Raw genomic sequence first — 12,744 nt, 5'->3', positions numbered from 1 at the left:
GGATCACATCCCGCGCGCAGCGCCGGACACGCGCCGGCCCCGGGTCGCGCACCGCGCGAAGCGCGGAAGGCGCGGGTGGGTGGGGAGCAACCGCCCGGCCCCCCGTCAGCGCAGCGGCCGCCGGTTCGCCAGCACCGGCACCGTACGGCGCGCCGCCGCCACCTCGGCGAGGTCCACGTCGTGCAGCAGCAGCCCCGGCTTCGCCGAGAGCCGCGCCCGCACCTCCCCCAGCGGGGACACCACCGCGCTGTGCCCGATCCCCGTCGGCGCCCTCGTGTCCGGCGGCGGGCCGACCGTCGACGGGTCGGCCTGACCGGCGGCCACGATCCAGCATGTGCTGTCGAGCGCGCGGGCGCGCACCAGCACCTCCCACTGCTCCCGTTTCCCGGGGCCGGCGCCCCACGAGGCCGGCACCAGGATCAGCCCGGCCCCCTCGTCGGCCAGCCGCGTGAACAGGTCGGGGAAGCGCACGTCGTAGCAGGTGGCGAACCCGATCCTGGCCTCGCCGAGGTCGACCGTGACGGCCCGGTCGCCCGGGGCGACCGTCGCCGACTCGGCGAAGCCGAACGCGTCGAAGAGGTGCACCTTGTCGTAGTGCGTGTCGACGCCGCGGCCGGTGATCAGCAGGGTGTTCCTGACCCGGCCGTCGTCGGCCGGGACGAACATGCCCGCCACCACCAGCACCCCGGTGCGCGCCGCGAGCTCCCGCACCGCCGTGGCCCAGGGGCCGTCGAGCGGTTCGGCGACCGGGCCGAGCGGGATACCGAACCTGGCCATCGCCGCCTCGGGGAAGACCACCACGTCGGCGCCCCGCTCGGCGGCCCTCGCCGTCTCCCGCTCGATGGCCGCCAGGTTGTCCTTCGGCGAGACCCCGGAGGCCAGTTGGCCCACCGCGACCCGCACCGTGCCGGTGGTCGAACGCTCCGCCGCCATGCCTCTCCTCCGTAAGACCGATGAACGCCATAGGGGACCATGGTCGTATGGCAACCCATGTGATCACAGGGGCAGGTTCGGGAATCGGCGCGGCCATCGCGGAGCGGCTCGCCGAGCGGGGCGACGAGGTGTGGCTGTGGGCGCGCGACGCCGGTCGCGCGCGGGAGCTCGAGTCGCGTCACCCCGGCGCCCGCACCCTCGTCGGCGACCTGTCCGAGCCCGACCGGCTCTCCTGGGCGCTCGGCCACCAGTCGCCGCCGGACCGCGTCGACTCGCTGATCCACAGCGCCGGCGTCATCGAGCTCGGCTCCGTCGGCGAGCTCACCCCCAAGGTGTGGCACGCCACCCTCGCGACCAACCTCATCGCGCCGGCCGAGCTGACCCGGCTGCTGCTGCCCCAGCTGCGCGCGGCCCGCGGGCACGTCGTGTTCGTCAACTCGGGTGCCGGGCTGCACGCGTACGGCGAGTGGGGCGCTTACGCGGCGAGCAAGTTCGGCCTGCGGGCGCTCGCCGACGCGCTGCGCGGCGAGGAGGCGCCCAACGGCGTCCGGGTCACCACCGTCTACCCGGGCCGCACCGCGACGCCCATGCAGGAGAAGGTGCACCAGCAGGAGGGCCGGGAGTACGACCCGGACCGCTGGCTGACCCCGAGGGACGTGGCGACCACCGTGCTGGCCGCGCTCGACCTGCCGCGCGGCGCCGAGGTCACCGACCTGACGGTGCGCCCCACCGGGTGACCTACGTTGTCTGTCGTGACGAACAGTGCGACAGAGACGGCGACCCAGGCGCCGCAGTGGAAGTTCCCCTGGGGCCCGGCCGCGGCCACCGGGGTCGGCTCGATGCCGGGTGAGGACGCCAGGGAGGCCGCCAGGATCGTGGCGGGCTCCCTGGAGACCCTGGTCCACCTGCCCGAGCTGCCGGCGCGCGGCCCGGGCGCCGACATGATCGGACGCACGGCCGGGCTGCTCGTCGACCTCCACGCCCGGGTCGAACCCAGCGGGTGGCGGATCGGCGACCGACCGGGCCGGGACACCCGCCGGGCCTGGTCCTGGCTCCGCGAGGACCTCGACGCGTTGGAGGAGTTCACCCAGGGCTACTCGGGCGCCCTCAAGGTGTCGGCGGTCGGCCCCTGGACGCTGGCCGCCGCCCTGGAGCGCCGCAACGGCGAGGCGATGCTGGGCGACCCCGGCGCCTGCCGCGACCTGGCGGCCTCGCTCGCCGAGGGGCTGCGCGGCCACCTCGCCGAGGTGCGCCGCCGGGTGCCGGGGGCCCGGGTGGTGCTGCAGCTCGACGAGCCCTCGCTGACCGCCGTGCTCACCGGCCGGGTGCCCACGGCCAGCGGCTACCGCACCCACCGGGCGGTGGACCGGGCGGTGGCCGAGGAGACGCTGCGCGGCCTGGTCGCGGTGGCCGGCGACGACCCGGTGGTCGTGCACAGTTGCGCCCCCGGCGTGCCGTTCGCGCTGCTGCGCAGGGCCGGCGCCACCGCCGTCTCCTTCGACGCCGGACTGCTCACCGAACGTGACGACGACATGATCGGCGAGGCCGTCGAGGGCGGGACCGCGCTGTTCGCTGGCGTCATCCCGGGCGACGGCGCCACGCCGGGTGAACTGTCAGACCCGGCCGGTACTGTCAGTGGAGTCAGATCGCTTTGGCGCAGGCTGGGGCTGTCCCCGGAGCTCCTCACGGAGTCCGTGGTGGTCACCCCCGTGTGCGGCCTCGCGGGCGCCTCCCCGGCGTACGCGCGGGCCGCGCTCGAGCACTGCGTCCGGGCGGCCAGATCCCTCGCGGACAACCCAGAGTGACGGGAGACGAGTCAGTGGCCGAATCCTCCAGGGCCTCCACGGCCCGCACGGCCGGATCCGCGGTGCCCGAGTCCTCCGTGCCGCCCGAGGCCAGGGAGAAGCACGCCCGGCTCGCCGAGCAGGTCGAGGAGCACCGCTTCCGGTACTACGTGACCACGCCGATCATCAGCGACGCCGAGTTCGACCGGATGCTGCGGGAGTTGCAGGCCCTGGAGGAGGAGCACCCCGAGCTGCGCACGCCCGACTCGCCGACGCAGCAGGTCGCCGGCAGCTACGAGACGGAGTTCAGCTCGGTCGACCACCGCGAGCGGATGCTCTCGCTGGACAACGCGTTCGACGACGCCGAGCTGGACGCGTGGGCCGAGCGGGTCGCCGAGGAGCTGAAGGGGATCGACTACCACTTTCTGTGCGAGCTCAAGGTGGACGGCCTCGCGGTCAACCTGACGTACGAGCACGGCCGGCTGACCAGGGCCGCCACCCGGGGCAACGGCCGCACCGGCGAGGACATCACGCCCAACGTGCGCACCATCGCCGAGGTGCCGCAGCGGCTGCGCGGGGAGCGGGTCCCCGACCTGGTCGAGATCAGGGGCGAGGTCTTCTTCCCCATGGAGCGCTTCCAGGAGCTGAACGCGCGGCTGGTCGAGGCCGGCGAGAAGCCGTTCGCCAACCCGCGCAACGCGGCGGCCGGTTCGCTGCGCCAGAAGGACCCGAAGATCACGGCGAGCCGCCCGCTGCAGATGGTGGTGCACGGCATCGGCGCCCGCGAGGGCTTCGACATCGACCGCCTCTCCGGGGCCTACGAGCTGCTGGAGGAGTGGGGCCTGCCCACCGCGAGGGCCGCCAGGGTGGTCGACTCGATGGCCGGGGTGCGGGAGTTCATCTCCTACTACGGCGAGCACCGGCACGCCGTGGAGCACGAGATCGACGGCGTGGTCGTCAAGCTCGACGAGATCCGGCTCCAGGGCCGGCTCGGCTCCACCTCGCGGGCGCCGCGCTGGGCCATCGCCTGGAAGTACCCGCCGGAGGAGGTCAACACCAGGCTGGTGGACATCCGGGTCGGCGTCGGCCGCACCGGCCGGGTCACCCCGTACGCGGTGGTCGAGCCGGTCACGGTCGCCGGCTCCGAGGTCGAGTTCGCCACCCTGCACAACCAGGAGGTGGTCAAGGCCAAGGGCGTGCTCATCGGGGACACGGTGGTGCTGCGCAAGGCGGGGGACGTGATCCCCGAGATCCTCGGCCCGGTCGCCGACCTGCGGGACGGCAGCGAGCGGGAGTTCGTGATGCCGGCCGAGTGCCCGGAGTGCGGCACCGAGCTGCGGCCCATGAAGGAGGGGGACATCGACCTGCGCTGCCCCAACTCCCGGTCCTGCCCGGCCCAGCTGCGGGAGCGGATCTACTACCTGGCCGGCCGCAAGTGCCTCGACATCGACCACTTCGGCTATGTCGCCGCCACCGCGCTCACCCAGCCGCTCGAGCCGACCGAGCCGCCGCTGCGGGACGAGGGCCGGCTCTTCGAGCTCACCGTCGAGGAGCTGCTGCCCATCAAGTCGTATGTGCTCGACCAGGACACCGGGCTGCCCAAGCGCGACCCGGAGACCGGCGAGCCCAAGGTCGTCACCTTCTTCGCCAACCAGCAGGGCGAGCCCAAGAAGAACACGCTGGCCATGCTGGAGGCCATCAAGGAGGCCAGGCATCGCCCGCTGGCCCGGATCATCACCGGGCTCTCCATCCGGCACGTGGGCCCGGTCGCGGCCGAGGCGCTGGCCCGCGAGTTCGGCTCGCTCGACCGCATCGCCGAGGCCGGCGAGGAGGAGCTGGCGGCCACCGAGGGCGTCGGCCCGACCATCGCGGCCTCGTTGAAGGACTGGTTCGCGGTGGACTGGCACCGGGAGATCGTGGAGCGCTGGCGGGCCGCCGGCGTGCGGCTCGCCGAGGAGACCGACAAGGAGGCCGGGCCCCGCCCGCTGGCCGGCGTCACGGCCGTGGTCACCGGCACCCTCCAGGGCTTCACGCGGGACGGGGCCAAGGAGGCGCTGCAGTCCAGGGGCGCCAAGGTCACCGGATCGGTCTCCAAGAAGACGGACTTCGTGATCGTGGGGGAGAGCCCGGGCTCCAAGTACGACAAGGCGGTGCAGCTCAAGGTGCCGATCCTCGACGAGGCCGGCTTCCGCCAGTTGCTCGAGCGCGGCCCCGACGCGGCCCGGGAGGCGGCGCTGGTCACGGACGAGGCGGCGGGGGAGAAGGAGGCGGCTGGGGAAGGCGAGGCTGACGGAGAGTCGAACTCCTGAACTCTGGGCATATACCAGGAACATACGACCGCGCGAGGTGCTTTCGGTAACCGTCGGTGTTCCCTGCCCCTGCCGGCGCCGGGCGGCCTAGTGTGGGGTGGTGCGCCCGCCGCGGGCGGGCGAGAACGGCCGTGAGAGGGACCCGAATGCAGTCAGCTCCCGGGGGGAGACGGCCCCCACCACGCGATCACGCGTGGCTGTCCCGCTACATCCGACCGGCCGTGCCAGCGGCCGCCGGCATAGCCCTGCTCATCGGCGTCGTCCGGCTGCTCGCCGGTGGCCACGCGCTGTTCCCCGCCGACCGGCCCGGATGGGGCTTCGCCGTCCTCACCACACTGATCGTGGCTCACCTGGTCGCCTGGGGGCGGGACCGCTGGTGGAGCGGCGGCAGCGGCTCCGGCGCCGCGCTCGCCCTCGCGATGCTGCTGCTCTACGGCTGGGTCCCCGCGGTGCTGGTCAGCCTGGCGGTGGTCACCCTGGTCGGCGCCGCCCGCCGGGAGCGGCGCCGGGAGGCCGTGCTGCACGGCGCCATCGACGTGCTCGGCATAGGCGCGGCCGCCCTCACGCTCGCCGCCTGGGGGAACCGGCCGAGCATCGAGAACCGCTGGGAGCCGGCCGCCTGGGAGCCCACCACCGTCCCCCAGTTACTCCTGGGCGCCGCCGCCTACCTGCTGATCACCCGCACCCTGCTGTGGCTCAGCAGCGACCCGCCGGGCGGCCTGTCGTCGCTCGCCACCGGCGTGCTGGTCCGGCAGGCGCTGGTCGCCACGGCCCTGCTGTGCATCGTCCCGCTGATCGTGGTGGTGGCCGCCCACAAGCCGCTGCTGCTCCCGCTGTTCGCGGTCCCCCTGATAGCCCTGGACTCCACCTTCTGGATGGCCAGGGACCGCGCCGAGGACCAGCTCATCGACCCGCTGACCGGACTGCCCAACCGGCAGTGGCTGCTGGAGCGCACCCGGGTCGCCCTGGAGGACGCCGACCGGGCCGGGGAGCGCTCCGCGCTGATCCTCATCGACCTCGACAGCTTCCGCTCGGTCAACGACACCCTCGGCCACCTCACCGGCGACCGGCTGCTGCTCCAGATCGCCGACCGGATCCGGCGCGAGCTGCCCGAGGAGGCCGAGGTGGCCAGGCTCGGCGGCGACGAGTTCGCCGTGCTGCTGCCCAGGGTCGACTCCGCCACCAGCGCCCAGTGCGTGGCCCGCGCCATCCTCGGCTCCCTGAGCGCCCCCCTCGAACTCGACGGCCTGACCCTGGTGGTCGAGGCCAGCGCCGGCGTCGCCGTCTTCCCCGAGCACGCCCCCGAGGCGGAGGGCCTGCTGCGCAGGGCCGATGTCGCGATGTACGGCGCCAAGAGCGACCGCAGCGGCGTCGAGGTCTACGACGCCAGCCGCGACGGCAACACCCCCGACCGCCTCGCCCTCCTCGGCGACCTGCGACGCGCCCTCGACGACGGCGAGGTCGAACTGCACTACCAGCCCAAGGTCCGCTTCGACGGCGAGGTCGCCGGACTGGAGGCGCTGGTCCGCTGGCAGCACCCGGACCGGGGCCGCGTCCCGCCCGACGAGTTCATCGCCATCGCCGAGACCTCGGGACTCATGCCGCGGCTCACGGAGTACGTGCTGGAGACGGCACTCTGCCAGGTCGCCCGCTGGCGCGCCGCCGACCTCACCGTCCCGGTCGCGGTCAACGTCTCGCCCCGCGACGTCTACACCCCCGGCTTCGCCGGCGCCGTCGCCGCCCGCCTCGCCCGCCACGGCGTCCCCGCCGGCTCGCTCCAACTGGAGATCACCGAGCACGTGATGCTGGAGGACCCCCAGCAGGCCGCCGACACCCTGGCCGGCCTGACCGGCCACGGCGTCCGCATGTCGCTCGACGACTTCGGCACCGGCTACTCCTCGCTGGTCCACCTGCGACGACTCCCGGTCAGCGAACTGAAGATCGACCGCTCCTTCGTGGCCCGCCTCACGGTCGACAGCGAGGACGCGGAGATCGTCCGCTGCACGGTGGAACTCGCCCACTCGCTGGGGCTCGTGGTGGTGGCCGAGGGCGTCGAGGACGACGAGACCTGGGAGCGACTCCGGGACCTGGGCTGCGACGCGGTCCAGGGCTGGCTGGTGGCACCGGCGATGCCGCCCGCGGAGACCACGGCCTGGCTACGCGCCCGCGAAACGGGCGTGGCCGCCCTGCCCGCCTCCACGGCCTGAGGCGCCACCGCCGCGCGCTCGGCGCTGGCCACCGGCCCGGCGGCTTCGCCGCCACGAGCCGGCCTGCGGCCGTGCGGTGCCGCGCCCACCCACCCGCCCTCCGGGCGGGTCGTCGCGCGGCACGGGCCGCGTGGCCCAGCGGCGTAGCCGCCGCGGCCCGTCGTGCGCAGCACGGAATGGGGCGGGCGGGCGGGGAGGAGAACCCCGGTCGGAAGAGTTACGGCACGACGACCGTCTTGCGTCCCACCCCGGCCGCGAACTGTTCCATCGCGCGCGGGTACTCCGCCAGCGGCAGCCGGTCGGTGATGAACACCTCCGGGTCCAGGATGCCGGTGGCGAACAGGTCCGCCGCGCGCTCGTAGCTGTGCAGGACGGCCATCGAGCCGGTGATGGTGATCTCCTGGTTGTAGATCTTGTACGGCTCGATCGTCGCGCGCGCCGCGTAGTCCGCCACCCCGAACTGCAGGAAGGTGCCGGCCTTGGCCACCCGGCCGAGGCCGTCCTGGATGGCCGCCGCGTTGCCCGTGGCGTCGATGACCACCTCCCAGCCCTGCGGCCGGTCCAGTTCCTCGGCCGAGGCCGCCGCGCCCGAGCAGCCGAGCACGAAGGCGGTGGCGAGCCGGTCGGGGTTGATGTCGACGACGTCGACGCCGCTGGCGCCGGTGCGCTTGGCGAGCTCCAGCATCATCAGCCCCATCGTGCCGGCGCCGTAGATCAGCACCCGCGCGCCCAGCGTCGAGCGCAGCACGTCGTAGCCGCGGATGGCGCAGGACAGCGGCTCGATCAACGCCGCGTCCTGGACGCGGACGTGCTCGGGCAGCACCACGCAGTTGGCGGCCGGCGCCACCGCGTACTCGGCCGCGCCGCCCGGCACGGAGACGCCGATGGCCTGCCAGCGGTCGCACAGGTTGGCGTGCCCGTTGCGGCAGTAGCGGCACTCGTGGCAGTAGAGGGAGGGGTCGACGGCCACCCGGTCGCCCACCGCCACCTCGCCGGCCCCGACGTCCTTGCCGACCGCGACGACCTCGCCGGCGAACTCGTGCCCCGGCACGATCGGCAGTCGCGGCGCGAACTCGCCCTGGAGGATGTGCAGATCGGTTCCGCACAGGCCGCAGGCGGCGACCTTGACGACCACGTCGCGCGGTCCCGGCGTCGGGTCGGGGACCTCGGTCAGGCTGATCGTCCCGACGGACTCGATCAGGGCGGCTTTCACTTGACTGCTCCTAGAGACAGGCCCTGGACCAGCTTGTCCTGGGCGGCGAAGCCGGCGGCGAGCACCGGCAGCGAGATGGCGAGGGCGGCGGCGGAGAGTTGGGCGAGGAAGAGGCCCTGGCTGGTGACGAAGCCGGTCAGGAAGACCGGCGCCGTCTCCGCCCGGACGCCGGTCAGCACCCGGGCGAACAGCATCTCGTTCCAGCTGAAGATGAAGCAGATCAACGAGGTGGCGGCGATACCGGGCAGCACGATGGGGCCGATCACCCGGGTGAGGAGCACCGGCAGTCGGGCGCCGTCGAGTTGGGCGGCCTCGATGACGGAGGCCGGCACCTCGGCCAGGAAGGACTGCAACATCCACACGGCGATCGGCAGGTTCATCGACGTGTAGAGGAGGACGAGCAGCCAGATGTTGTCGAGCATGCCGATGTTGCGGGCGAAGAGGTAGATCGGCAGCAGGCCGGCGATGGCCGGCAGCATCTTCGTGGAGAGGAAGAAGAACAGCGCGTCCCGCCAGGCCCGCACCGGCCTGATGGCCAGCGCGTAGGCCGCCGGCAGCGCGAGCAGCAGCACCAGCAGGGTGGAACTGAGGGACGCGGTCAGTGAGTTGATCAGCGGCGGCCAGGGGTCGGCGCCGCCGCCGGCGCCGAAGAACTCGCGGTAGCCGTCCAGGGTGAGCGGCGCGAGGAAGGCCGGCGGGTTGCTCGCGGCGTCCGACTCGGAGTGGAACGAGGTCAGCGCCATCCAGGCGACCGGCAGGAAGAAGACGAGCCCGGCCAGCCAGGCCAGCGGTCCGAGCAGGCGGGAACGAAGGGTCCTGGTCGTCATGCGCGGCTGCCCTCCTCGCGGAACAGGGAGGACACCACGCGCAGCGCGAACATGGCGAGAACCAGCGAGCCGATGACGACCAGCACGCCGGCCGCCGAGGCCACGCCGTAGTCCTGGGCCTGGGTGAACTCCTGGTGGATGACGTAGGGCAGGTTGGCGGTGCCGAGCCCGCCCGCGGTGATGGTGAAGACCGCGTCGAAGTTCTGCACGATGTAGATCGAGCCGAGCAGCGCGCCGAGTTCGAGGTAGCGGCGCAGGTGCGGCAGGGTCAGGTGGCGGAAGATCTGCCAGTCGCCCGCGCCGTCGATGCGGGCGGCCTCGGCGAGCTCGACCGGTCGGCTCTGCAGGCCGGCGAGCAGGATCAGCATCATGAACGGCGTCCACTGCCAGATCAGCGCGATCTCGACGGCGATCAGCGGCATGTCGGAGATCCAGTCGGGCTGCGGGGCGGTGAAGCCGAACAGGTCGCCGAACTGCCCCAACAGGCCGTTGAGCAGCCCGTACTCGGGGTTGAACAGGACGTGCTTCCACAGCAGCGCGGCCGCGATGGGCACGATCAGGAACGGCGCGATGGTCATGGTGCGCACCACCGCCCGGCCCCGGAACCTCCGGTCGAGCAGCAGCGCGAGGCAGAGGCCGAGCACCAGGCTGACGAGGACCACGGTGGCGGTGAGCAGGGCCGTGGTGGTGACCGAGGAGCGCAGGTCGGAGTCGCTGAGGACGGTGTCGTAGTTGTCGAGACCGGTGAAGCCGCGGTCGTCGGGGAAGAGCGCGTTCCACTCGAAGAGGGAGATGACGAGCGTGGCCACGAACGGGAGTTGGGTGACCACGATCATGAACACCAGGGCGGGCAGCAGTGGCGCCCTGGTGGCCCAGGCGCGGGCCCGGGTGGGCCGGCCGGCGGGCGGCGGGAGGGCCGGGGCCCGGTCCCTCGCCCCGCTCGGCCGTGCGGGCGGCGACGACGTCGCCGGGGTGGCGGTGTCGCTCATCGGTCCTGGTACTCCTCGGCCACGTCCTCGGCCATCCCCTGGGCGTTCTCCAGCGCCTCGGCGACGGACTGCCGGCCGGCGATGGCCGCGCTGATCTCCTGCGAGACGCGGGTGCCGAGGTCGGCGAACTCGGGGATGGTGACGAACTGGACGCCGGGCGCCGGCCGCTCCTGGACGCCGGGGTTGATCGGGTCGGCCTCGGCGATGGCGTCCCTGGTCACCTCGTAGAACGCGGCGGCGGCCTCCTGGTAACGGGGGTCCTCGTAGGTGGAGGCCCGCTTGCCGGCCGGGACGTTCTCCCAGCCGAGGGTCTCGCCGACGAGCTCCTCGTACTCGCTGCTCGACGCCCAGGAGATGAACTCCCAGGCGGCCTCGGCGTTCTCGGAGGCACGCTGGATGCCCCAGGCCCAGGTGTAGAGCCATCCGGAGCTGTCGGTCTGCTCGACCGGGGCCGGGACGTAGCCAATGGAGCCGGCCACCGGCGAGTCCTCGGCCTCCAGCGAGCCGGCGCCCGCGGTGGCGTCGTACCACATGGCGGCGTTGCCCTGGACCATGTTGTTGAGGCACTCGGCGTAGCCGGCCTGGGCGGCGCCCGACTCGCCGTGCTCGCGCACCAGGTTCACGTAGAACTCGGTGGCCTCGACGAACTCGGGGTCGGTGAGCCTGGCCTGCCAGTCGGCGTCGAACCAGGTGCCGCCGAAGGTGTTGACGACGGTGGTGAGCGGGGCGATGACCTCGCCCCAACCCGGCAGGCCGCGCAGGCAGATGCCGGCGACGTCCGGCTCGGCCTCCTCGACCTGGGCGGCGAGGTCGGCGACCTCCTGCCAGGTGGGCCGCTCGGGCATGGTCAGCCCGTGCTCCTCGAAGAGGTCGGTGCGGTACATCAGGAAGGAGGACTCGCCGTAGAACGGCTGGGCGTAGAGCTGGCCGTCCTCGCCGGTGAGGGAGAGGTTGATGGGCTCCAGGATGTCCTCGACGTCGTAGTCGGCGTCGGCCTCGACGTACTCGTCGAGCGAGTGCAGCCATCCGTTGCGGGAGTAGATGGGCGTCTCGTAGTTGCTGATGGTGGCCACGTCGTACTGGCCGGACTGGTTGGCGAAGTCCTGGCTGATCCGCTCCCTGACCTCGTTCTCCGGCAGCACCGAGAAGTTGACGGTGATGCCGGTCTCCTCGGTGAAGTGTTCCTCGGTGAGCTCCTGGAGCTGGGCCATCTGCGGGTTGTTGACCATCAGCACGTTGATGCTGTCGCCGTCGCCCGAGGAGCCGCCGCCCCCGGCTCCGGCGCAGGCGGCGAGCAGGGTGAGCGCCGCCGTGCTGGCGGCGAGCGCGTGCGCGGTGCGTCGGCTCTGACTGGTGCGCATGGTGGGGCTCCTGGGGTGGGTGTGGTCGTGTCGGCGGGGCCGACGTCTTCCGGCGTGTGTGGGGGTCCTCAGACCCGGATGACCTGGGGGCCCTGCAGGGAGTAGCGGTGGGCCTCGGTCGAGCTCAGGCTGGTGCTGGTGACGATCACGTCGAGGTCGTGGATGTCCGCGAAGCGGCAGAAGCCGGCGGCGCCGAACTTGGTGTGGATGCCGGCGAACACCCGGCGCCGCGAGGCGAGCACGGCCTGCCGCTTGACCTCGCCGACCGCCGGGTCGGGGGTGGTCAGGCCGTGGGTGCGGGAGATGCCGTTGGCGCCGATGAACGCCAGGTCGATCACGAAGCCGGCGAGCATCCGCGCCGTCCAGTGGTCGACGGTGGCCAGGGTGCCGCCGCGCACCCGGCCGCCCAGCAGCAGCACGGTGAAGCCCTCGACGGCGGCGAGTTGGCCGGCGACGGCGAGGGAGGCGGTCACCACGGTCAGCGGGCGGTCGTGTGGCAGGTTCTCGGCGATGAGCTGGGGGGTGAAGCCCTCGTCGATGAACACGGTCTCGGCCTCACCGGTGAGTTCGGCCGCGGCGGCGGCGATCCGCCGCTTCTCCGGCACGTGCCGGGTGGCGCGCAGCGCGAGGGTCGTCTCGAAACCGGCGCTCTCCACCGGGTAGGCGCCGCCGTGCGTGCGGCGCAGCAGCCCGTGCGCCTCCAGCACCCGCAGGTCGCGCCGGACGGTCTCCTTCGCGACGCCCAACTCCTCGGCGAGGTGGGTGACCTCGACGGAACCGGCCCGCCGGGCGGCACCGACGATGGCGCGCTGACGCTCTTCTGCCGACATGCCTGCCTCCCCGCGGCCAGTCCGACTCTGCCTTCTGTATGCCCGATTGGGCCCGCACGCAGAGTTCTACCGTCGTGGTACGGGTCTGAACAGTCATGAGGTCCGGGTTATCGCGCCCGGATGTGACCGCTTGCCGTTCCTGCGGTCCGGCCGGAACCTGGCCGCTGAGCGGCCGAAACGACCTGCCCGCGGCGCCCGGCCGACCCACCGAACGGGCCCGCGCCCGCCCGACTCCCGCCCGTTCTCCGCCCGTTCCGCCCCACGACTCGGGCACCGGGCCCGCACCCGCAC

10 protein-coding genes are annotated in these 12,744 nt (G+C 73.0%); 4 read left to right on the top strand and 6 right to left on the bottom strand.

The genetic code is table 11. The annotated features are described in order from the left end of the window. Positions 1-105: 105 nt before the first annotated feature. Positions 106-903 (bottom strand): carbon-nitrogen hydrolase family protein, encoded by a 798-nt coding sequence (locus RNC47_RS34570; RefSeq protein WP_311604653.1) that lies wholly within the window; start codon positions 901-903, stop codon positions 106-108. A 77-nt stretch (positions 904-980) separates the two neighbouring features. Between RNC47_RS34570 and RNC47_RS34565 the strand changes: the two genes are divergently transcribed. The 4 genes from RNC47_RS34565 to RNC47_RS34550 all read left to right on the top strand — a co-directional run bounded on the left by RNC47_RS34565 (position 981) and on the right by RNC47_RS34550 (position 7,233). After that, positions 981-1,670 (top strand): SDR family oxidoreductase, encoded by a 690-nt coding sequence (locus tag RNC47_RS34565; RefSeq protein WP_311604650.1) that lies wholly within the window; start codon positions 981-983, stop codon positions 1,668-1,670. Positions 1,671-1,685: 15 nt separating this feature from the next. Beyond that, complete coding sequence (locus tag RNC47_RS34560; protein WP_311604648.1) at positions 1,686-2,738, top strand: methionine synthase; 1,053 nt, start codon at positions 1,686-1,688, stop codon at positions 2,736-2,738. Positions 2,739-2,800: 62 nt separating this feature from the next. Continuing rightward, complete coding sequence (gene ligA, locus RNC47_RS34555) at positions 2,801-5,026, top strand: NAD-dependent DNA ligase LigA (protein ID WP_449657364.1); 2,226 nt, start codon at positions 2,801-2,803, stop codon at positions 5,024-5,026. Positions 5,027-5,172: 146 nt separating this feature from the next. Beyond that, on the top strand, positions 5,173-7,233 hold the full coding sequence (locus RNC47_RS34550) for a putative bifunctional diguanylate cyclase/phosphodiesterase (RefSeq protein ID WP_311604647.1): 2,061 nt from the start codon (positions 5,173-5,175) through the stop codon (positions 7,231-7,233). A gap of 217 nt (positions 7,234-7,450) precedes the next feature. Here the strand turns inward: RNC47_RS34550 and RNC47_RS34545 are convergent, their stop codons facing one another. The 5 genes from RNC47_RS34545 to RNC47_RS34525 all read right to left on the bottom strand — a co-directional run bounded on the left by RNC47_RS34545 (position 7,451) and on the right by RNC47_RS34525 (position 12,453). Continuing rightward, positions 7,451-8,446, bottom strand: coding sequence for a zinc-dependent alcohol dehydrogenase family protein (locus RNC47_RS34545; protein WP_311604645.1), 996 nt, complete (start codon positions 8,444-8,446; stop codon positions 7,451-7,453). Continuing rightward, positions 8,443-9,273: a carbohydrate ABC transporter permease gene (locus RNC47_RS34540; protein WP_311604643.1), complete on the bottom strand. Its 831-nt coding sequence runs from the start codon at positions 9,271-9,273 to the stop codon at positions 8,443-8,445. Before RNC47_RS34540 ends, RNC47_RS34545 begins: the two co-directional genes overlap by 4 nt. Further along, positions 9,270-10,262 carry a carbohydrate ABC transporter permease gene (locus tag RNC47_RS34535; protein ID WP_311604642.1) on the bottom strand — a complete coding sequence of 331 codons (993 nt, stop codon included), beginning with the start codon at positions 10,260-10,262 and terminating at the stop codon, positions 9,270-9,272. Before RNC47_RS34535 ends, RNC47_RS34540 begins: the two co-directional genes overlap by 4 nt. Continuing rightward, positions 10,259-11,623: an ABC transporter substrate-binding protein gene (locus RNC47_RS34530; protein ID WP_311604640.1), complete on the bottom strand. Its 1,365-nt coding sequence runs from the start codon at positions 11,621-11,623 to the stop codon at positions 10,259-10,261. Before RNC47_RS34530 ends, RNC47_RS34535 begins: the two co-directional genes overlap by 4 nt. 68 nt (positions 11,624-11,691) lie before the next feature. After that, positions 11,692-12,453, bottom strand: coding sequence for a DeoR/GlpR family DNA-binding transcription regulator (locus RNC47_RS34525; RefSeq protein ID WP_311604638.1), 762 nt, complete (start codon positions 12,451-12,453; stop codon positions 11,692-11,694). Between the last annotated feature and the right edge of the window lie 291 nt (positions 12,454-12,744).

This window comes from Streptomyces millisiae (genome assembly GCF_031845425.1).
Classification (GTDB): Bacteria; Actinomycetota; Actinomycetes; order Streptomycetales; family Streptomycetaceae; genus Streptomyces; species Streptomyces millisiae.
This window is presented reverse-complemented; position numbering and strand designations above follow the sequence as displayed.

What these genes read in the sequence shown, in the direction of transcription:
- RNC47_RS34540 (WP_311604643.1), bottom strand. Translation starts at nt 9,273, where the DNA reads ATGACGACCAGGACCCTTCGTTCCCGCCTGCTCGGACCGCTGGCCTGG.
- RNC47_RS34535 (WP_311604642.1), bottom strand. Translation starts at nt 10,262, where the DNA reads ATGAGCGACACCGCCACCCCGGCGACGTCGTCGCCGCCCGCACGGCCG.
- RNC47_RS34530 (WP_311604640.1), bottom strand. Translation starts at nt 11,623, where the DNA reads ATGCGCACCAGTCAGAGCCGACGCACCGCGCACGCGCTCGCCGCCAGC.
- RNC47_RS34550 (WP_311604647.1), top strand. Translation starts at nt 5,173, where the DNA reads ATGCAGTCAGCTCCCGGGGGGAGACGGCCCCCACCACGCGATCACGCG.
- RNC47_RS34525 (WP_311604638.1), bottom strand. Translation starts at nt 12,453, where the DNA reads ATGTCGGCAGAAGAGCGTCAGCGCGCCATCGTCGGTGCCGCCCGGCGG.
- RNC47_RS34565 (WP_311604650.1), top strand. Translation starts at nt 981, where the DNA reads ATGGCAACCCATGTGATCACAGGGGCAGGTTCGGGAATCGGCGCGGCC.